Raw genomic sequence first — 21,119 nt, forward strand, 5'->3', positions numbered from 1 at the left:
TCGTTGCTATCAGAAGCAACTTTTATATAGTAACATATCATTCTATACAAGTCAACAGGAAATTTTAGAGGTTTTTCACAAAACTTTCTATCTGTCTTGCTGACTTGTATGATTATAGCAACTTATTTCAAAGAGTGCAATATCTTTTTATAAAATATAAATAGATTTTTTAATTTCAGCTATAATGCAGAATTTCATCAATATAAAGATGCCTGTTTTTTTCCAGATCGAGCATCATACCATCCTCTGCTATCTTTACAAGAGGTCTTGTGGCAGACTTACCTTCAATAAATAAAACCTCAGCTCTTTGCCCGTTAGAAAGCTTTACAGTACTTCCAATAGTATACTGAATAATACTGCTGCTCAAAGCCTGAAGTACGACGTGATCAAACTTTCCGAAATAATCCTGCTGCATCTTTTCTAGAACTTTAAAAGGCGATTGCTTGCTTCTATATAACCTTTGGGAGGTCATAGCATGAAAAGTATCAGAGACAGCTATAACTTTTGCATATGGATGAATTTTGTTATCTTCATTACCTAATGGATAACCGCTCCCATCAAGTCTTTCATGATGCTGAAGTATAGCAAGTCTTGTTTCTTTTTTTAAGAGAGCATGCTCTGGCAGCATTTGCAAACTATAGCTTGTATGTCTTTTCACTTCCTCAAATTCTTCTTCCGTCAAAGGTTCTTCCTTTGTAATTAAGTTAGATGGTATTTTTGACATCCCTGCATCACTTAAACAGCCGGCCATAGCGATTTGGACGATTTCCCCTTTACTGTAGTCCATTTTTTTTGCTATAAGAGCACTAATAACACCTACTGCAACAGAATGCTGATAGATATATTCTTTTTTATTAGATAAATGATATAAAGAAAATACTTCCTTGCTATACTGCTCTAAATCCTCCAATAGCGGCAGCATTATTGTGCGAACTGCAGGAATATTCAGCGGTACACCATACTGCCAAGAACGAAACTCCTTTTTGTACTGGTTAACAGCAAGAAGAAATTTATCAAAGAAACTCTCTTCTTTCTTTTTCAATCCTGCACTATCTTCCTCTTTAAGCTCATCGAGAAAGTTTCCATCAATCTGAGTATTTTCAATCTCTATCTTCTCAATTTGAAATGCTTTAAGAACATTTATATGCTCGTCTGTCAATACAGTTTTAGAAGTTATTATCGGTCTATTCGTCATGCTGAAAACATCTTCTGCTAAGATGCACCCGGCCATTAAACGATTAACACTTACATTCATGTATTACTCCACCCTCATAAGGACTTTTATACTATATTCTACTTTATTTTTTATTGAAATGATAACCTTATTTTTAAAAAAAATACTGGAAAATTCTTATTTTTGGGATTATAAGGGTCATATTACCTATACCATTTAAATGTCCAGAGCGAAAAAAAGAAGCTGCTTTTGGCAGCTTCTTACTCCTCTGTTTCAGCAGCATCAGATACTGTGCTATCTTCCGCTGTTTCTTCAGGCATTTCTGTTTCAGCTTCTTCTTCTTTTTCCACTTTAGCGACTGTTGCTACAAATTCGCTTTCACTTTCATTAAGCTTAATCAGCTTAACACCTTGAGTGCTTCTACCCATAGATGATATATCGCCGACAGCCATACGGATTAAGACACCGCCCGTAGTAATTAGCATCAGGTCTTCCTCACCATTTACTGCCTTCATGGAAACTAACGGTCCATTTTTGTCAGTAATATTGCAAGTCTTAATACCTTTACCGCCTCTTCCTTGGATTCTATATTCCTCTGCAGATGTTCTCTTTCCGTAACCATTTTTCGTCACGATAAGAATTTCTGAACCTTCCTCTAACACTTCCATACCAACAACTTCATCATTAGAGGATAGGGTAATCCCTTTAACACCAGTAGCTGTTCTACCCATAGAGCGAACATCTGTCTCTGGGAAACGGATTAGAAGCCCATTTTTAGTTCCAATGATAATTTCCTTGTTACCGTCAGTGAGACGTACAGAAATCAATTCATCTCCATCTCTTAGGTTAACGGCAATTAGCCCGTTATTCCTGATATTTGCAAATGATGATAGCGGAGAACGTTTTGATATTCCTTCCTTAGTCGTGAAGAATAGGAACCAATCATCGACAAATTCTGAGACTGGTATGATAGCATTCACCCATTCATCCTTCTCTACTCCAAGGAGGTTGATAATCGGAATCCCCTTGGCTGTGCGGCTGAATTCAGGGATTTCATAGCCTTTAAGGCGATATACCTTCCCTTTATTCGTAAAGAATAGAATCGTATCATGAGTGGAAGTTGTGCTAAGCTGTTCCACAAAGTCATCTTCATTTGTTCCCATACCTTGAATACCGCGGCCACCGCGTTTTTGAGCGCGATAAGTAGACGCAGGCAATCTCTTAATATAACCGTTATGAGTTAGTGTGATGATGATATTTTCTTCTGGAATTAAATCTTCATCCTCGATATTTTCAATTCCGCCCGCTACAATTTCTGTACGGCGTTTGTCATTGAAACGCTCTTTTACTTCAAGGAGCTCCTCGCGGATAATATCAAGCAGCTTTTCTTCATCAGCTAAAATAGATTTTAACTCGGCAATCAATGCTACTAATTCCTTGTATTCTTCCTCTATCTTTTCTCTTTCAAGTCCAGTTAATCTTTGCAGACGCATGTCCAAGATTGCCTGAGCTTGCTTTTCTGACAGATTGAAATTGCTCATTAATCCTTCTCTAGCAATATCTGTTGTTCTAGAACCGCGAATTAAGGCAATTACTTCATCTAAATGATCAAGTGCAATGCGCAAGCCCTCTAATATATGAGCGCGCGCTTCTGCTTTTCTCAACTCAAATTCAGTACGGCGGCGAATGATAACCTTTTGATGATCCAAATAATAAACAAGGCATTGCTTTAAGTTAAGCACTTTAGGCTGTCCGTCCACTAGCGCAAGCAAGTTAATACCAAAGCTTGTCTGCATTGCTGTGTGCTTATATAAGTTGTTCAGCAGCACATTAGCATTTGCATCCTTGCGAACTTCAATAACAACCCTCATTCCATTACGGTCTGATTCATCTCTTAAGTCTGTAATACCATCAATCTTCTTATCCCTAACCAACTCAGCAATTCGCTCTACTAGACGAGCTTTATTAACCTGATAAGGGATTTCTTTGACGATTATTACTTCTTTACCATTCGGCTTTACTTCGATTTCCACTTTTGCTCTAACAATGATAGAGCCTCTGCCTGTCTCGTAAGCCTTTCTGATGCCAGATCTCCCGACAATCATTCCACTTGTAGGGAAGTCAGGACCAGGTATTATTTCCATCAATTCGGGAATTGTAATATCAGAGTTTCTGCTGACAGCCAAAACACCGTCAATAACCTCTCCTAACTGATGCGGCGGTATGTTTGTAGCCATACCAACTGCAATCCCGCTTGTTCCGTTTACCAAAAGGTTTGGGAAACGGGATGGTAAAACAACAGGTTCCTTTTCTTCTCCATCGAAGTTTTCTGTGTAGTCGATAGTATCCTTGTTGATATCCCTTAACAGCTCCATCGCTATTTTGGACATTCTTGCTTCCGTATAACGCATCGCTGCAGCAGAATCGCCATCAACTGAACCGAAGTTACCGTGACCATCTACCAACATATAACGGTAGTTGAAATCCTGCGCCATACGAACCATTGTTTCATATACAGCACTATCACCGTGGGGATGGTACTTACCAATTACTTCCCCAACAATACGAGCAGATTTCTTAAACGGTTTGTCAGAATGCATTCCTAAATCGTGCATAGCATATAATATCCGGCGGTGAACAGGTTTAAGTCCATCTCGAACATCTGGAAGTGCACGGGAAACAATGACACTCATCGCATAATCCAAGAAGGATGTACGCATTTCCTTGCTTATATTTATTTCTTTAATTTGAGAATTCGGCATATCAGCCATATAGGAACCTCCTTAAGCAAAGCGCAAGGTGCTAAATCTCCTTTAGCACCATAGTCATTCTTTTGCATTTATCTTAAACATCCAGGTTTTTCACATATACTGCATTTTCTTCGATAAAGTTTCTGCGTGGTTCTACTTTATCACCCATTAGCATTTCAAATGTCTCATCCGCTTCGATTGCGTCATCTAGGCTTACCTGCAGCAACACTCTTGTGGAAGGATCCATTGTCGTATCCCACAGCTGTTCTGCATTCATTTCACCTAAACCTTTATAGCGTTGGATATTCGGTTTTGGTGATGCTGGCAATTTTTCAAGTACCTCAGCCAATTGGCGGTCATTATATGCATACTCAAGCTTTTTCCCTTGCTTGACACTGTAAAGCGGTGGTTGAGCAATATAAATATATCCAGCTTCTACAATTTTCCGCATATAGCGGTAGAAGAAAGTGAGCAGCAGTGTTCGAATATGTGCACCGTCAACGTCCGCATCTGTCATAATAACAACCTTATGATATCTAGCCTTTGAAATATCATAGTCGTCTCCAATTCCAGTACCAATAGCGGTAATCATAGAACGAACCTCATTATTGGATAAGATACGATCCAATCTAGCCTTTTCAACATTCAGGATTTTTCCTCTTAACGGCAGGATTGCCTGGAAATGCCGGTCTCTTCCTGATTTTGCTGAACCGCCTGCAGAATCACCCTCAACTATGAATAATTCGCTTATTGCAGGGTCTTTTGACGAGCAGTCTGCTAATTTACCAGGTAAGCTGGAAACTTCAAGGGCACTTTTTCTACGCGTTAACTCCCTTGCTTTTTTAGCAGCAATTCTAGCTCTCAATGCCATTTGACCTTTATCAACAATTTTCCTAGCTACTGAAGGATTTTCAAGCAAGAATTTCTCAAAATGATCAGCAAAGATTGTGTCAGTGATTGCCCGAACTTCTGAGTTGCCTAGTTTTGTCTTTGTTTGTCCTTCGAATTGCGGGTCAGGGTGCTTAATTGAAACGATAGCCACAATCCCTTCCCTGACATCTTCTCCTGAAAGGTTTGCTTCTGAATCCTTAAGCACTCCGTTTTTCCTTGCATAGTCATTAATTGCTCGAGTCAATGCAGTTTTAAAACCGGATTCATGTGTTCCGCCTTCGTGTGTATTGATATTATTAGCAAACGAGAAAATGTTGCCTGTGTAGCCATCGTTATATTGGAGTGAAACCTCGACAGTAATGCCGTCTTTTTCTCCTTCAATATAGATAGGCTCTTCAAACAGCACCTCTTTATTGCGGTTTAAATGCTCAACGTAGGACTTTATTCCACCTTCATAGTGATATTCCTTACGCTTCTCCATACCTTCTCTTGTATCTTCAATGGTAATTTTAATATTGCGATTCAAGAAGGCTAACTCTCTAATTCTGTTTGCCAATGTTTCATAATCATAGACGAGAGTTTCTTTGAAAATCTCACTATCCGGTTGGAATCTTGTTGTTGTACCTGTTACATCTGATTCACCGATAATCTTAAGATCTTCCTGAGGAACACCTTTTTTATATTGTTGGTAGTATATGTTCCCATCCCGGTGAACAAAAACTTCCAACTCGGATGAAAGGGCGTTAACAACAGATGCACCTACACCATGAAGACCTCCGGATACTTTGTATCCTCCGCCACCAAATTTACCACCGGCGTGAAGTACTGTCATGATTACTTCAACTGCAGGTCTTCCCATCTTTTCATGAATCCCGACAGGAATACCACGTCCATTATCCTTAACTGTAATGCTGTTATCTTTTTCAATAATGACGTTGATTTCATCGCAGTAACCTGCCAGTGCTTCATCAATACTATTATCTACAATTTCCCATACAAGATGGTGCAAGCCTTTACCGCTTGTTGAACCAATATACATCCCTGGTCTTTTGCGGACCGCTTCTAACCCTTCAAGTACCTGTATCTGACTTTCATCATATGATTGTTGTTCCATTGGATCATGTTCCATTGACAAATTGATCACCTTACTTTCTATTGACATCCAAAAATTTACTCTTTGCTTATCCTATTAGACCTTAAAATTGCTAATACTCCTGAGCTGTCAGTCTGTATGATCGCCTTTTTAGTGTATTGGAAGCAATTGGAGAATAATAAATGGCATCTTTTGTTATAACAATAGATTTATAAGCTTTACTGTCGCCACTTATTGTTGTCTCTTTTTGCGTATTTAAAAATTCAGTTGTAATCTCAGAGGAACCAATTGTTTGTTTGTCTAAAATTGTAATGATATCTACAGTTCTTATAAGTACATTTTCACCAATATGAACGTACACTTTTTCACCTCAAAGCTATTGAATCTTTTTCATCGTTCCTGCTTCCACCTGGAATGTAGATGCTTCTTTTAATGTTTGATGATCAATTCCATCCACATTCGTAGTCGTCACGAATGTTTGTACCTTTCCTTGGATGGTATTCAAAAGATGAGATTGTCGATAATCATCTAATTCAGAGAGCACATCATCTAATAAAAGGATAGGATACTCACGGATCTCCGCATGTATGAGTTCGATTTCTGCCATTTTAATCGAAAGTGCTGTAGTTCTTTGCTGACCTTGTGAACCAAAAGTTTGAACATCTCTTCCATTTACGAAAAACAATAAATCATCTCGATGGGGACCGAACAAGGTCATACCTCGGTCAATCTCTCTTTTTTTCACACTGGCAAACTTTTCTTCGTATACTCTTCTCATTTTCGACAAATCTAGATCTTCTGATACATCTGCCGAGGGTTTATACTGAATTTGTAATGTCTCCAGTCCTCTTGAAATTCCTTTATGAATTGGGATTGCCCAATTTTCCAGAAGTTCCAGGAATTCAAAACGCTTTGATACTATCTTCACTGCCATATCAATAAACTGCTCTGTCAGTATTTCAAGCATTGTATGATCTGACTGTTTATTCATCTGCAGTTGTTTTAAGTAAGTGTTTCGCTGCTGCATAATCTTTTGGTACTGGCTCATATCGTGCAAATAAACAGGGGAAATCTGCCCGATTTCCATGTCAATAAATCTTCTTCTAATTTGAGGACTACCCTTAACAAGATTTAGGTCTTCCGGAGCAAACATCACAACATTCATATTGCCGATGTATTGGCTTAGCTTCCGTTGCTCAATATGATTGTACTTAGCTTTTTTTCCTTTTTTAGACACAACTAACTGCATGGGTAGCGGCCCATGTGCTTTTTTTAATCTACCTTCTATTTTAGCATAATCTGAGTCCCAGCGAATAAGATCTTTATCATTTGAAGTTCTGTGGGATTTTGCCATTGCTAAAACATAGATGGATTCCATGACATTTGTTTTGCCTTGCGCGTTTTCTCCCAGAATGACATTTACCTTATTCTCAAATTCCACTTCCAGGTGCTCGTAATTACGGTAATTCCTCAATTGCAGCTGCTCAATAAACATAAGGGATCATCCTTTTTTTACAGAACTGTAAATGTACCAATAGAGGGAATTTCAATCTTATCGCCTGACCTTAATTTTCTGCCTCTGCGCTGATCTTGTTCTCCATTGACAAATACTTCATGTTCACTTAAAAACCATTTTGCCATTCCTCCAGATTGGATAATATCTGCAACCTTCAAGAATTGGCCTAATGTTATATATTCCGTCTCAATTTTAATTTGATTGTTCATGTTTTCACTCTTTCAAGTTTAATCGTATCTCTTTATTTTACTAAATTATTTAACGATACACAAAGAAAACTGAAATATTTCTATAAATTAGTAGTATTCAACACATTTTCAAGAGATTTTGACGAACATTTAGGCATTAAATTCGTCTATAAAAAACATTCATAATTCCTGCTTTGCCTAAATATATTATTCATGAAGGAAAATAGGATGCCCCTATGGGACACCCTATAAGCTTTAGGCAGCTGTTAATATGTTCGCACTGGAAGAATTAGCTGAAGGATAGAATCATCATTTAACGGATTGATTACAAACGGTCGCATAGCACCAGTGAAGTTAATTTTCACTTCCGTTCCTTCTAAAGCCTTTAAAGCATCCATCATATATTTGGCACTAAAAGATATTTTCAGTTCTTCACCTTGAATAGACTCGCTGATTAGCTCCTCTACAACTTTACCAATTTCAGGCGTAAAAGATGAAATTTCAATTACATCCTCTCCAATGGTGGAGAATTTAACGACATTATTCCGTCCTTCTCTTGCAAGCAAGGATGCACGATCAATAGATTGCAGGAATTCTTTTGCATTCACAACTATTTCCGTTTTGCTTTCTGTCGGAATTAGACGATTTGTGTCAGGATAATTCCCTTCAAGCAGGCGAGAGAAGAATAAGATATGCTTCGCCTTAAATAGAATTTGGTTTTCTGTCACAACAATCTCAACCGGTTCGTTATGGTCATCTAAAATACGGTTTAACTCATTTAAGCTTTTCCCAGGAATCACAATATTAAATGACTGTTCCGTATTTGAATCAATTTTTGCTTTTCTTAATGCAAGCCGATGGCTATCTGTTGCAATACAGATTAAGTCATCATTTTCAATCTTCCAGTTTACACCTGTCAACACCGGGCGTGTTTCTGAGGTGGACACTGCAAACACTGTTTGTTTGATAATGTTTTTTAGCAGGTCAGTTGGAATTTTAAAGATATTTTCTTCTGATATTTGAGGCAAATGTGGATATTCCTCAGAATCAAGACCGTTTAAGTTAAATTCCGATTTCCCTGAACGAATTACCGTTTGTAAGTTATCTACTTCAAGTTCTACTTGGCTAGTAGGAAGCTTTTTAACGATTTCACTAAAAAATTTAGCTTGCAGCACGATTGATCCAGGACGTTGAATTTCCACAATGACAGAATCATTTTCTTCTTTAGGAATAAAGGATTCAATAGAGATATCTGAATCACTTCCTGTTAATGTAACACCTTCTTCTGTTGCTACGATTTTTATCCCTGTCAGAATTGGAATTGTTGTTCTGCTAGTTATGGCTTTCATTACATCCTGTACCCCTTGGACAAGATTATCTTTTTGGATGATAAATTTCATTAATTGATCCTCCGTTATCATTAGTTTTTTTATTGCGTATTTATAATAATATTTCTTTTAAAGATCGTAGTAATAGTAGTAGGCCTTGTTAATTTGTGAATAACTCGCTTTTTCAAAGGAAACACAGTCTATCCACATGTGGATAGACTGTGTCTAAGTTGGTTAAAGTTATGCACAGTATTCAGCTTTATACTTTTAAGAGCTCGTTGATTTCTTTTAGCTGTTTTTGCAAAAGCGAATCAGATACAAGGAGCTTTGAGATTTTTTCATGTGCATGGATAACTGTAGTATGATCTCTTCCGCCGAATTCTTCGCCGATCTTCGGAAGGGAAAAGTCTGTAAGTTCACGTGACAAGTACATGGCAATCTGTCTAGGAAAAGCGATGGATTTCGTTCTTTTTTTAGCCTTAAAATCCTCTAATTTCACACTGAAATGTTCCCCGACTACTTTTTGAATATCATGTATTGTTATGACGCGCGGCTTAGAGCTAGGGACAATATCTTTTAATGCTTCTGCCGCAAGATCTGCATTAATGTCTTTGTTGATTAAGGAGGAATATGCAACAACTCTTATAAGTGCACCTTCTAGTTCACGGATGTTGGAATCAATTTGATTCGCGATATAAAGCATGACTTCATTTGGAATGTCCAACCCATCAGCTTTTGCTTTCTTTCTAAGAATGGCAATCCTTGTTTCTAAGTCAGGCGGAGTTATATCCGTTATTAGTCCCCATTCAAACCGTGAACGAAGCCTGTCTTCCAAAGTTGGAATCTCCTTTGGCGGCCTGTCACTGGAGATAATGATTTGTTTGCTTTCCTCATGCAAAGTATTAAATGTATGGAAAAATTCTTCCTGTGTTGATTCTTTTCCAGCAAGAAACTGAATATCATCTATGAGAAGTACATCAACATTCCGGTATTTATCACGGAATTCTGCACCTTTATTGTCTCGAATACTATTAATGAACTCATTTGTAAACTTTTCCGAAGATAAATAAACAACCTTTGCTGAAGGATTATGATCTAAAACATAATGCCCGATTGCATGCATTAAGTGAGTTTTTCCAAGACCTACACCCCCGTAAATAAAAAGCGGGTTATAAGCTTTAGCCGGTGCTTCAGCTACTGCTAAAGAAGCAGCATGTGCAAAGCGGTTCCCAGAACCAATTACAAACGTATCAAAAGTATATTTAGAATTCAGTATTGTTTGTTCGGTTGTTTCTTCTTCTTTTTTCTTTTGTTTAGAGGAGATTTGAAGATCAAATTCTTCCTCCTTTTGGTTTTGAGGAATAATAAATTTTACACCAAGCTCTTCACCAGTTATTTCTTCAAGAATGTCCGAAATAAGCTGGGAATATCGTTCTTCCAACCAGTCTCGAGCAAATTCATTAGGAGCTGTTATGATTAGGCTGTCACCTTGAAGGGCATGTGCCTTCGTTGCTTTAAGCCATGTATCAAAGCTAGGTTTGCTGATTTTTTTTTCAATATTGCTTAACGCTTTATTCCATAGATCCGCAATATTTTCCAACCAATTTCCCTCCTTTTCCTTTTTATTTGCGTGCCGAAAAGAACAGATTCCTAAAAAAAGAGCTAATCTGCCAATACATTAATAATGATCTGTGGAAAAAATATATAATAAGGAAGTTAAATAGCATTTCGACAGTATCCACTATTTGTGGACAACTCTTTTAAGAGGTGTCTAATAAGCTGTCCACATTTTATCCACATTCTGTGGATAAAAGAGTTATACACAGAAATTATTCAAATGTGAAAACAAAACTATAATATCAAAAAATCATAATAACTGCAATGGTTTTTCATATCTTATCCACAAGTGAAACAATATGTTGATAATAAATGTCCACAGGTTATTAGTTTGTTAAAAACCTGTAAATAAGTATTGTGGACAGTGAAAAAAATGTCGAAATTTTATCCACAGGCTCGAAATATGCAATTTAAGTGCTTATTTAAGCAATGTAAAAAAATTAAATATCCATTTGGGGAGAAGCAAAAAATGACAGCGTATTGACAAGTGGCCTTCTATTCCTTATTATTACTATTCAGAAAGAAATATAGTACGTAGCATATGTTTTACAGGATATTTCCGATGTTATAGAACATAAAGCAAAAACTTGTTAGAGCGATCAACAAGGATAAATAGACTAGAAAATAAATGAATGGTTGACAATCAATCAGCTATGTTTATATAATTGTAAGGACTGTCTGTAACAGCTATTCCTCAGGGAGGTGTCATATACAATGAAAAGAACTTTTCAACCAAATAAACGTAAAAGAAGTAAAGTTCACGGATTCCGCAGCCGCATGAGCAGTCCAAATGGACGTAATGTTTTAGCTCGCCGTCGACGCAAAGGAAGAAAAGTATTATCAGCTTAGGCCACTGAAACGTCAGTGGTCTTTTTTTCGATAAATGGACTGAAAAGTTATGGGCTCTTAGAATAAATCTTAAGAGCCCATACTATAATGGATATATAAGCTCCTGGTTTTGAAGCAAAGGATGTTTCTATGTTGGAAGGTACATAAATAATATAGATTCGGAAAGTATTGAATAAATAAGGAGTAAATGATTTGAAGAAAGAATATCGCGTAAAAAAAAGTAAAGAGTTTCAAGAAGTATTTAAAAAGGGACAATCATTCGGCAATAGGCAGTTTGTTGTATATAAGTATGAAAAAAGCGGACAAGCTCATTTTAGAATTGGGCTTTCTGTCAGCAAAAAGATTGGAAATGCCGTTATGAGAAATAAAATTAAACGGTATATAAGGCAGATATTTTTGGAAATCGGAGATTCTTTGGAAAATGAAGCGGATTATGTCATTATTGCTAGAAAGCCTCTAGCTGAAATGGAATATGAGGAAACAAAAAAGAGCCTTCTCCATGTTCTGAAAATTGCAAAGGTCTTAAAAAGAAAGATTCAGTGAAATTTCAAGTTAAGCGTTTCCTATATCATCTAAATTAGGATACAATTATCATCTAAATTAGGATACAATGAAGCCAGAAGCTAATTTTGGCTCTATTATTTATTAACAGGAGGATTTTACGGTTGAAGAAAAAATTAGTGTTGCTATTTGGTCTATTATTTTTAGTGACTATCTTGGCTGGATGTACAGAATTCAATCAGCCGATCACTTCAGAAAGTGATGGCTTCTGGAATGAATATATTGTTTATCCATTATCACAGCTCATCATTAAAACAGCAGAACTTGCCGGCGGAAGCTTTGGCGTATCTATCATTATTGTAACAATACTAGTTCGTCTTGTTATTTTGCCGTTAATGATTAAGCAAACTAAAAACAGTAAAGCGATGCAGGCAGTGCAGCCTGAAATGGAAGCATTAAGAAAAAAATACAGCTCTAAAGATCAAAAAACACAACAAAAGCTGCAAGAAGAAACAATGAAGCTTTTCCAAGAAAATAAAGTAAATCCATTGGCAGGATGTTTTCCATTAATCGTTCAGATGCCAATATTGATTGGTTTCTACCACGCTATTTCACGTACAAGAGAAATTGCTCAGCATGAATTTTTATGGTTTAACTTAGGACAGCCAGATCCATTCTATCTGCTTCCTATCATTGCAGGGATTACGACATTCATCCAAACAAAAATGACAATGGCAGGAACAGCTAACCAAAACCCGCAAATGGTTATGATGCTTTGGATTATGCCAATCATGATCTTAGTATTTGCTATTAACTTCCCAGCTGCATTATCACTATACTGGGTTGTAGGTAATATCTTTACAATTATCCAAACGTACTTCATCAAAGGTCCGGAGTTGAAGAAGTCCGGTCAGACAGGAAAATTGGAGGGAGCCAAAAAGTGAGAGAGGTAACTGCTACAGGACATTCAGTCGAAGCAGCAGTGGAATCAGCTTTAGCTCAGCTTAAGACAACAAAGAACCAAGCCGAAATCATTGTTGTTGATAAAGGAAAAAAAGGTTTTTTAGGAATTGGGGCCCGCTCGGCTACTGTAACTGTAAGGAAGCTTGAGACGCCTCTAGAATCTGCAGAGCGATTTTTGCAGGATATTTGCACCCAAATGGGAGTTAACGCATCTATTTCGGCAAAAAAGTCGGGCAGGAATATCTTTTTTGAATTAAAAGGAGACAAGATCGCCCTTTTAATTGGAAAAAGGGGACAAACGCTCAACTCACTTCAGTATTTAACGCAATTGGTCATTAATAAGAATTCCGATGAATACTTAAGGGTCACGCTAGACGCTGAAGGCTACCGGGAAAGAAGAAAGCAATCCCTTATACAGCTTGCAGAAAGAACGGCCCATAAAGCCCTAAAGATTGGCAAAGAAATTTCGTTAGAGCCAATGCCGTCAAATGAAAGAAAAATCATTCATAATGCATTAACAGGCATTAAAGGTATAAGCACCTGTTCATCAGGTGAAGATGCTTTCAGGCATATTATCATTTCTCCAGAAAAAAAGCCTGTTCAAAAAGCATAAAATAAGAAAAAAAGACAATCTCAAAATTTTTGGGATTGTCTTTTTTTGTTCCTTCTTACATTAACATTCTGCAAAATTCCCTTCAAAAGTTAACCAGTATTCATCTTTACAGAGCATATTCGGCAAAATAGCCATAAAATCTGTGAATTATTTGTCTGAACAGCGCTATTTTTGGTGCGTTTTATTGTTATTCACATGTGGATAAGATAAAATGGTAATAATAAAGAATAGTAATGTGGATAAGTGTGCGGATTTTTTTCTTTTTTTAAAGTTGTGGATATGATAATCTAATCTATTGTAACAATTAAATGAGTTGTTGATAAGTTTACATCAGTTTCTATATATAGATTTTTAATGATTTGAGGTGACAGCATGGAATTTGATACTATAGCTGCAATCTCCACACCAATGGGAGAGGGAGCGATTGCGATTGTAAGATTGAGTGGGCCAGACTCATTTGCGATTGCAGATAAGGTATTTAAAAGTATAGGAAATAAAAAGATAAAAGAGGTAGCAAGTCATACTATTCATTATGGGCATATCATTGACCCGGCTACGGATGAAACAATTGAGGAAGTAATGATTTCTGTAATGAAGGGACCAAAAACATTCACTAAAGAGGATGTTATTGAAATTAACTGTCATGGCGGAATGGCTTCTGTAAATCGTTTGCTTCAGTTGCTTGTAACGAACGGTGCAAGACTTGCTGAACCAGGTGAATTTACGAAAAGAGCATTTCTAAATGGAAGAATCGATTTGTCCCAAGCAGAAGCAGTCATGGATTTGATCAGAGCGAAAACGGACAAAGCAATGAATGTAGCCCTTGGACAAATGGAAGGAAGACTTTCAAAGCTGATTAGAACCTTGAGACAAGAAATATTAGAGACACTCGCGCAAGTTGAGGTTAATATAGATTATCCTGAATATGATGATGTGGAAGAAATGACTCATCAGCTTATGCTCGATAAATCTCGGTTTGTACAGGCGGAGATAAAGAAGCTGCTTCAGACTTCTCAGCAAGGCAAAATATTAAGAGAAGGACTTTCAACGGTTATTGTAGGACGGCCTAATGTAGGAAAATCCTCATTGTTGAACAGCTTGGTCCAAGATAATAAGGCAATCGTAACAGATATTCCTGGTACGACAAGAGATGTTATTGAGGAATATGTTAATGTGCGCGGTGTACCTCTTCGTCTGCTAGATACGGCAGGTATCCGTGAAACAGAGGACATTGTTGAAAGAATTGGTGTTGAAAAGTCCAGAAAGGTTTTAAAGGAAGCAGACTTAATCCTGCTTGTTCTCAATTATGCAGATGCTTTGACAGAAGAGGATGTCAATCTGTTCAAAGCGGTTGAGGGAATGGATTATATAGTGATTGTAAATAAGACAGACCTGCCGCAAAAAATTGATATGGAGCGTATAAAGGAATTGTCAGCTAATCAAAAAATGGTTACTACTTCACTGTTGCAGGATAAGGGCATCAACCAGCTAGAAGAGGCAATTTCCAGCCTGTTTTTTGAAGGTGCAATTGAAGCAAGTGATATGACATATGTGTCCAATACAAGACATATCTCCCTTCTGAACCAAGCGCTTCAATCTATTAATGAAGCCATTTCAGGAGTGGAAATGGGAACCCCAATTGATATTGTCCAAATAGATTTAACAAGAACTTGGGAACTGCTTGGTGAAATCATCGGCGATAGTGTACACGAAAGCCTGATTGATCAGCTGTTCTCCCAATTTTGCTTAGGTAAATAAAAGAAAAAGTTGCAGTTAGGAGGCACCATGATGCAGTACGAAGCAGGAAATTATGATGTCATTGTGATTGGGGCAGGACATGCTGGGTGTGAAGCAGGTCTTGCAGCCGCAAGATTGGGCGCCAATACATTGATGTTGACTATAAATTTAGATATGGTAGCTTTTATGCCGTGTAACCCATCTGTTGGGGGGCCGGCTAAAGGAATTGTCGTTAGAGAAATTGACGCACTTGGCGGAGAAATGGGTAAAAACATCGATAAAACCTATATCCAAATGAGAATGTTGAATACAGGAAAAGGGCCTGCAGTCAGAGCTCTTCGTGCACAGGCAGACAAATATATGTATCAGCACGAAATGAAAAAAACACTGGAAAATCAGCCAAACTTAACATTGATCCAAGGTATGGTTGAACAGTTGATTGTAGAAGACAATACAGTAAAAGGTGTTATCACAAAAACAGGTGCTACTTATACTGCTAAAACGGTTGTAGTAACTACGGGAACTTATCTACGCGGAGAAATTATCCTTGGTGAGCTGAAATATTCAAGTGGTCCAAATAACCAGCAGCCATCGATTCGTCTATCTGAACATCTGCAGGAATTAGGATTTGATCTTGTTCGTTTTAAAACAGGAACACCGCCGAGAGTAAACAGTCATTCTATTGACTACAGCAAGACGGAAATCCAACCAGGTGATGATGTTCCAAGAGCTTTTTCTTACGAGACAACAAAATATATTACAGAACAGCTGCCATGCTGGCTGACATATACAAATGAAAAAACGCATCAAATTATTGATGACAACTTGCATCGATCCCCAATGTATTCTGGGATGATCAAGGGAACAGGGCCGCGCTATTGCCCATCTATTGAAGATAAAGTCGTTCGCTTTAATGATAAGCCAAGACATCAAATTTTCCTTGAGCCGGAAGGTAAGAATACGCAGGAGGTTTATGTACAAGGCTTGTCAACAAGCTTGCCTGAGGATGTACAGCAAGAAATCCTTCGTACAATTCCTGGATTGGAAAATGTCCAAATGATGAGAGCAGGTTATGCCATTGAATATGATGCTATTGTACCTACTCAATTATGGCCAACATTAGAAACAAAGAAAATTAAGAATCTCTATACAGCAGGTCAAATTAACGGTACTTCAGGTTATGAAGAGGCTGCCGGCCAAGGTTTAATGGCAGGAATTAACGCAGGTTTGAATGCCACTGGTAAAGAACAGCTTATCTTAAGCCGCTCTGATGCCTATATTGGAGTATTGATTGATGATCTTGTTACGAAGGGCACAAATGAACCGTACCGCCTGCTAACTTCCAGAGCAGAATACCGCCTTCTGCTTCGCCATGATAATGCAGATTTGCGCTTAACTGACTATGGATATGAAATCGGCTTAATAGCGGAAGAAAGATATAATAAATTCACTGACAAAAAGCAACAGATCGAACAAGAAAAGAACCGCTTAAAAGAAATTATCCTTAAGCCAAATGAACAAGTTCAAGCTGTCATTAAAGAACAAGGCGGCAGTGAATTGAAAGACGGCATTAAGGCAGCGGATCTGCTGAGAAGACCAGAAATGAACTACAAGCATATACAACAATTAGCACCAAGTGAAGCTGGTTTATCTGACGAAGTAACAGAACAAGTAGAAATCCAGATAAAGTATGAAGGTTATATTGATAAATCATTGCAGCAAGTAGATCGTCTGAAGAAAATGGAAAACAAAAAAATTCCAGAGAACATCGATTATGATGCAATTTCCAGCCTTGCAACAGAAGCAAAGCAGAAGTTGAAAATGGTACGGCCATTATCTTTGGCACAGGCTTCTAGAATCTCTGGAGTAAATCCTGCAGATATATCCATACTATTAGTATATTTGGAGCAAGGTCGCATAGCGCGAGTGTAATAGAAAGTGATTGGCTTTTTGCCTGTATTACCATAGGCAAGAAGCCTCTCCTGTTGTAAAAAATATACATAATCAGGAATTGGATGGAAAGGGAGCAAGCATGAATACAGAACAATTTAGACAAATGCTCCGAGAGAAAGGTCTGGAGCTCTCTGATAGGCAGATGGAACAGTTTAAGATTTATTTTGAAACACTTGTTGAATGGAATGAAAAAATGAACCTGACTGCTATTACAGAACAATCTGAGGTTTATTTGAAACATTTTTATGATTCCATCACAGCAGGATTTTATTTAGAAAGCTTTAAGTCGCCTATTCATATTTGCGATGTTGGAGCAGGGGCGGGATTCCCGAGCATACCGCTGAAAATAGCTTTCCCGCAGCTGAAAATAACAATTGTTGACTCATTAAAAAAACGTATTCACTTTTTAGAGCATTTAGCAAAGGCTTTAGATTTAAAAGAAGTCCAGTTTATCCATGACAGAGCGGAAACATTCGGACAAAACAAAGAATATCGGGAAACTTTCGACATGGTAACAGCAAGAGCTGTAGCAAGGTTATCGGTTTTAAGTGAACTATGTATGCCATTGGTAAAGGTTGGAGGCGTATTTGTTGCTATGAAAGCGGCAAGTGCACAAGAGGAAATAGAAGCTGGCAAAAAAGCCATAGCTGTTCTAGGCGGGAAATTGGTCAATGCCCATTCATTTACTCTTCCAATTGAAGAAAGTGAGCGCAACATACTTGTTATCTCAAAAGAAAAACAAACGCCGAAAAAGTACCCTAGAAAACCAGGTACTCCAAACAAGGAACCGATTGAATGAATATATGCTATGTAAAATAGCATATATTCATCAAAGAAATAGCTTATCAACAGGCGATTATCTTATTTTTTGTACTATATCATTTTTTCTATCTACTATATAATATAACTATAAAAAGCACAGTAAATGAAAATTAAAGAAGTTTCTTATTATATTTATATATTGCAGTAAAAATGCTTGGATTTTTTTAAATAATAGGGAGTTTCGTAAAGGTGGTGCAGGTTTTGAAGCCTTCTTTCTCACGCTTTTTTGGCTTAGGCGAAAAAGGGAATAATACAGAAGAAGAAAGTCAATTCGAGACGGTAGACGCTAATGAGGAGCTTGAAAAAATGGTAAATAATGAAGAGATTAATAGATTGCCAATAAGCCAGATTGTTCCAAACCGTTTTCAACCAAGAACTGTATTTGATGATGAAAAAATAGAAGAATTATCAAGAACCATTCATACACATGGCATTATACAGCCAATTGTTGTACGGGAATATGATAGAGGTAAATATGAGATAATTGCAGGTGAAAGACGCTGGCGGGCAATGAAAAAGCTAGGGTGGGAAGAAGCTCCTGCTATCATTAAGAATATGAGCGATACAGAAACTGCTTCTGTAGCCTTGATAGAGAACCTTCAAAGGGAAGAACTGTCACCGATAGAAGAGGCTGTAGCCTACGGCAAATTACTCGAACTCCATAACCTGACACAAGAGGCACTTGCCCAGCGGTTAGGAAAAGGACAGTCAACGGTAGCTAACAAGCTGAGACTGTTAAAACTTCCTGAGGAAATACAGGAGGCACTTCTCAATAAGCAAATATCAGAGCGTCATGCCAGATCTCTGATTCCATTGAAAGAAACAGAAAAGCAGCTTAAGCTCCTTCAAGAAATACTAGAGAAGAACTTAAATGTAAAACAGACAGAAGAGCGCGTCGCTAAAATGCTGGAACAGGCAGAACAAAAGCCTAAGCCAAAAAGAAAGGCTTTCAGCAAAGATATGCGTATTGCAGTCAATACAATTCGACAATCCCTTACAATGGTGTCTGACAGCGGTATTAATTTAAATGCTGAAGAAGAAGAGTTTGAGGATTTTTATCAATTCACCATAAAAATTCCAAAAAAGAAATAGCTATTATAAAATGAATAATCATTCACTGTGAGAACATTAGCCATTTTGGTTTCAATTTCTCACTTTTTTTCTGCAAAAAAATAAATGCTACTAAATTCTTAGAAAAAATGGGCTTTCAGTAGCATATATAGAAGTAAAAAATAGAGCAATGCCTCTATATATTATAAAGTCTATTAAAAAATGACGATATTTAGAAGTTTTCATGATAAAATAATAGATGATTGTGCTACATTTGTTCCTTTTAGGAATAAAAACAGTCATAATCACGGGAAAACGGTGTATTTAACACCTGATTACCAATAAAATAACTTTTTCATGTCTGATTTAAATAAATAAAATAACATTTACAGCACCTTCTGCTGAATAATTGAAGGTAATTTATCGTAATAAAGGTAGGTGACATCATGGGGAGAGTAATTACGGTAGCTAATCAAAAAGGGGGAGTTGGAAAAACAACAACCTCGGTCAATCTTGGCTCTTGTTTAGCTTACATCGGAAAAAGAGTACTTTTAGTTGATACAGATCCACAGGGAAATGCCACAAGTGGCGTTGGTATTGAAAAGGCAGATGTAGATCATTGCATTTATGATGTGTTAGTAGATGACATTGAAGCAAGCCAAGTCATCAAAGCAACAAATGTAGAGAACCTTGATGTAATTCCAGCAACAATTCAATTAGCTGGGGCAGAAATAGAGCTTGTTTCCACAATCTCCAGGGAAGTCCGCTTAAAAAGAGCATTGGAAGAAGTTAAGGACAGATATGATTATATTTTGATCGATTGTCCGCCATCTTTAGGCTTATTAACAATAAATGCACTAACTGCATCTGATGCTGTCTTAATTCCAGTACAATGTGAATATTATGCACTTGAAGGATTGAGCCAGCTTCTGAATACAGTAAGATTGGTGCAAAAGCACTTAAATCATGAGCTTGCTATTGAAGGTGTCTTATTGACAATGCTTGATGCCCGTACGAATTTAGGGATACAAGTAATAGAAGAAGTAAAAAAATACTTCCAGGATAAAGTGTTTAAAACAATTATTCCACGTAATGTAAGACTAAGCGAAGCGCCAAGCCATGGGGAACCAATTATCATTTATGATCCAAAGTCCCGTGGAGCAGAAGTATATTTAGAGTTGGCAAAGGAAGTGGTTACGAGTGGCTAAGGGATTAGGGAAAGGTCTTGACGCTTTTTTTCCGAGCATGGAAGTAGAAAAGGAAGAAGTAATTAAGGAATTAAATATAAAAGAATTGCGACCAAACCCTTATCAGCCAAGAAAAGTTTTCGAGAAAGAGGCAATTGAGGAACTTAAAGCATCAATCTTGGAACATGGGATACTTCAGCCAATCATTGTACGTAAAAGTATTAAAGGGTTTGAAATTGTTGTTGGGGAACGGCGCTTTCGTGCGGCAAAAGAAGCTAATTTAGAAGTGGTTCCCGCAGTAATTCGAGAACTGTCTGAACAGCAAATGATGGAACTTGCTGTACTGGAAAACCTGCAGCGTGAAGATTTGTCTCCGATAGAAGAAGGACATGCCTATCAGCTGCTTATGAAAAAATTAAATTTCACACAGGAAGAGTTGGCTAAACGCCTTGGCAAAAGCCGACCTCATATTGCCAATCATGTCAGACTCCTATCACTTCCGCCGGCTATTCAAGAGATGATTACAGATGGAACCATTTCAATGGGACACGGAAGGGCATTATTAGGATTAAAAAATAAAGATAAGCTGCCACTGCTTGTTGAAAAGACAGTCAAGGATGGTTTGAACGTTAGACAGTTGGAGTATTTAATTCAACAAATGAACGAAGATGTTTCACGTGAAACACCGAAAGAAAAGAAAGAAACAAAGAATGTCTTTATAAAGGAACAAGAAACTTTCCTAAGAGAAAGATTCGGTACTACAGTGAATATCAAACAAACGAAAAACAAAGGTAAAATTGAGATTGAGTTCTTTTCTGAAGATGATTTAGATAGAATTTTACAGCTTCTCGATCGTAATGAGGATATTTAAAAAGAAGAAACCAAAA

The 21,119-nt window shown here is 37.4% G+C and carries 18 protein-coding genes; 10 read left to right on the top strand and 8 right to left on the bottom strand.

All coding sequences use genetic code 11. The features are described 5' to 3' along the window. Nucleotides 1-175: 175 nt before the first annotated feature. From ACLIJJ_RS09760 to dnaA, 8 genes are all read right to left on the bottom strand, one after another. Entirely contained in the window at nt 176-1,255 is a 1,080-nt protein-coding gene (locus ACLIJJ_RS09760; protein WP_237940500.1) for an HD-GYP domain-containing protein, read from the bottom strand. Nucleotides 1,256-1,434: 179 nt separating this feature from the next. Then, a complete protein-coding gene (gene gyrA, locus ACLIJJ_RS09765) occupies nt 1,435-3,945 on the bottom strand; it encodes a DNA gyrase subunit A (protein ID WP_233319103.1) in 2,511 nt (836 codons plus the stop codon). A gap of 73 nt (nt 3,946-4,018) precedes the next feature. After that, on the bottom strand, nt 4,019-5,944 hold the full coding sequence (gyrB, locus tag ACLIJJ_RS09770; protein WP_396953844.1) for a DNA topoisomerase (ATP-hydrolyzing) subunit B: 1,926 nt from the start codon (nt 5,942-5,944) through the stop codon (nt 4,019-4,021). A 76-nt stretch (nt 5,945-6,020) separates the two neighbouring features. Beyond that, nucleotides 6,021-6,269 (bottom strand): extracellular matrix regulator RemB, encoded by a 249-nt coding sequence (gene remB / locus ACLIJJ_RS09775; protein WP_233319102.1) that lies wholly within the window; start codon nt 6,267-6,269, stop codon nt 6,021-6,023. Nucleotides 6,270-6,284: 15 nt separating this feature from the next. Then, complete coding sequence (gene recF, locus ACLIJJ_RS09780) at nt 6,285-7,403, bottom strand: DNA replication/repair protein RecF (RefSeq protein ID WP_233319101.1); 1,119 nt, start codon at nt 7,401-7,403, stop codon at nt 6,285-6,287. A 17-nt stretch (nt 7,404-7,420) separates the two neighbouring features. Then, nucleotides 7,421-7,633, bottom strand: coding sequence for a S4 domain-containing protein YaaA (gene yaaA, locus ACLIJJ_RS09785; RefSeq protein WP_233319099.1), 213 nt, complete (start codon nt 7,631-7,633; stop codon nt 7,421-7,423). 245 nt (nt 7,634-7,878) lie between these two features. Continuing rightward, nucleotides 7,879-9,012 (bottom strand): DNA polymerase III subunit beta, encoded by a 1,134-nt coding sequence (dnaN, locus tag ACLIJJ_RS09790; protein WP_233319097.1) that lies wholly within the window; start codon nt 9,010-9,012, stop codon nt 7,879-7,881. Nucleotides 9,013-9,199: 187 nt separating this feature from the next. Continuing rightward, nucleotides 9,200-10,540 (bottom strand): chromosomal replication initiator protein DnaA, encoded by a 1,341-nt coding sequence (dnaA, locus tag ACLIJJ_RS09795; protein WP_233319096.1) that lies wholly within the window; start codon nt 10,538-10,540, stop codon nt 9,200-9,202. Between the two features lie 731 nt (nt 10,541-11,271). Here dnaA and rpmH point away from each other — a divergent pair. The 10 genes from rpmH to ACLIJJ_RS09845 all read left to right on the top strand — a co-directional run bounded on the left by rpmH (nt 11,272) and on the right by ACLIJJ_RS09845 (nt 21,103). Continuing rightward, complete coding sequence (rpmH, locus tag ACLIJJ_RS09800; protein WP_127738799.1) at nt 11,272-11,406, top strand: 50S ribosomal protein L34; 135 nt, start codon at nt 11,272-11,274, stop codon at nt 11,404-11,406. 192 nt (nt 11,407-11,598) lie between these two features. After that, on the top strand, nt 11,599-11,949 hold the full coding sequence (rnpA, locus tag ACLIJJ_RS09805; RefSeq protein ID WP_233319094.1) for a ribonuclease P protein component: 351 nt from the start codon (nt 11,599-11,601) through the stop codon (nt 11,947-11,949). 122 nt (nt 11,950-12,071) lie between these two features. Continuing rightward, a complete protein-coding gene (gene spoIIIJ / locus ACLIJJ_RS09810; RefSeq protein WP_233319092.1) occupies nt 12,072-12,851 on the top strand; it encodes a YidC family membrane integrase SpoIIIJ in 780 nt (259 codons plus the stop codon). Then, on the top strand, nt 12,848-13,483 hold the full coding sequence (gene jag, locus ACLIJJ_RS09815) for an RNA-binding cell elongation regulator Jag/EloR (RefSeq protein WP_251647947.1): 636 nt from the start codon (nt 12,848-12,850) through the stop codon (nt 13,481-13,483). Before spoIIIJ ends, jag begins: the two co-directional genes overlap by 4 nt. Nucleotides 13,484-13,855: 372 nt before the next feature. Further along, nucleotides 13,856-15,241, top strand: coding sequence for a tRNA uridine-5-carboxymethylaminomethyl(34) synthesis GTPase MnmE (gene mnmE, locus ACLIJJ_RS09820; protein ID WP_233319088.1), 1,386 nt, complete (start codon nt 13,856-13,858; stop codon nt 15,239-15,241). Between the two features lie 30 nt (nt 15,242-15,271). Next, the gene (mnmG, locus tag ACLIJJ_RS09825; RefSeq protein ID WP_233319112.1) at nt 15,272-17,152 is read left to right on the top strand and encodes a tRNA uridine-5-carboxymethylaminomethyl(34) synthesis enzyme MnmG; all 1,881 of its coding nucleotides are present in this window, start codon (nt 15,272-15,274) and stop codon (nt 17,150-17,152) included. 100 nt (nt 17,153-17,252) lie between these two features. Continuing rightward, nucleotides 17,253-17,972 carry a 16S rRNA (guanine(527)-N(7))-methyltransferase RsmG gene (gene rsmG, locus ACLIJJ_RS09830; protein WP_233319086.1) on the top strand — a complete coding sequence of 240 codons (720 nt, stop codon included), beginning with the start codon at nt 17,253-17,255 and terminating at the stop codon, nt 17,970-17,972. 224 nt (nt 17,973-18,196) lie between these two features. Continuing rightward, on the top strand, nt 18,197-19,087 hold the full coding sequence (noc, locus tag ACLIJJ_RS09835; protein WP_233319083.1) for a nucleoid occlusion protein: 891 nt from the start codon (nt 18,197-18,199) through the stop codon (nt 19,085-19,087). Nucleotides 19,088-19,491: 404 nt separating this feature from the next. Next, nucleotides 19,492-20,253, top strand: a complete 762-nt coding sequence (locus tag ACLIJJ_RS09840) for a ParA family protein (RefSeq protein WP_233319081.1) — start codon at nt 19,492-19,494, stop codon at nt 20,251-20,253. Continuing rightward, nucleotides 20,246-21,103, top strand: coding sequence for a ParB/RepB/Spo0J family partition protein (locus tag ACLIJJ_RS09845; protein WP_233319079.1), 858 nt, complete (start codon nt 20,246-20,248; stop codon nt 21,101-21,103). Before ACLIJJ_RS09840 ends, ACLIJJ_RS09845 begins: the two co-directional genes overlap by 8 nt. Nucleotides 21,104-21,119 lie beyond the last annotated feature (16 nt).

The sequence above is a fragment of the Niallia laureatilytica genome (assembly GCF_046613985.1).
In the GTDB taxonomy this organism is placed as follows: Bacteria; Bacillota; Bacilli; order Bacillales; family Cytobacillaceae; genus Niallia.

Bases quoted from the DNA above. Each gene is read 5' to 3' on its own strand.
- ACLIJJ_RS09760 (WP_237940500.1), bottom strand. From the start codon at position 1,255: ATGAATGTAAGTGTTAATCGTTTAATGGCCGGGTGCATCTTAGCAGAA.
- rpmH (WP_127738799.1), top strand. From the start codon at position 11,272: ATGAAAAGAACTTTTCAACCAAATAAACGTAAAAGAAGTAAAGTTCAC.
- mnmE (WP_233319088.1), top strand. From the start codon at position 13,856: ATGGAATTTGATACTATAGCTGCAATCTCCACACCAATGGGAGAGGGA.
- gyrA (WP_233319103.1), bottom strand. From the start codon at position 3,945: ATGGCTGATATGCCGAATTCTCAAATTAAAGAAATAAATATAAGCAAG.
- ACLIJJ_RS09840 (WP_233319081.1), top strand. From the start codon at position 19,492: ATGGGGAGAGTAATTACGGTAGCTAATCAAAAAGGGGGAGTTGGAAAA.
- mnmG (WP_233319112.1), top strand. From the start codon at position 15,272: ATGCAGTACGAAGCAGGAAATTATGATGTCATTGTGATTGGGGCAGGA.
- gyrB (WP_396953844.1), bottom strand. From the start codon at position 5,944: ATGGAACATGATCCAATGGAACAACAATCATATGATGAAAGTCAGATA.
- rsmG (WP_233319086.1), top strand. From the start codon at position 17,253: ATGAATACAGAACAATTTAGACAAATGCTCCGAGAGAAAGGTCTGGAG.
- yaaA (WP_233319099.1), bottom strand. From the start codon at position 7,633: ATGAACAATCAAATTAAAATTGAGACGGAATATATAACATTAGGCCAA.
- dnaN (WP_233319097.1), bottom strand. From the start codon at position 9,012: ATGAAATTTATCATCCAAAAAGATAATCTTGTCCAAGGGGTACAGGAT.
- recF (WP_233319101.1), bottom strand. From the start codon at position 7,403: ATGTTTATTGAGCAGCTGCAATTGAGGAATTACCGTAATTACGAGCAC.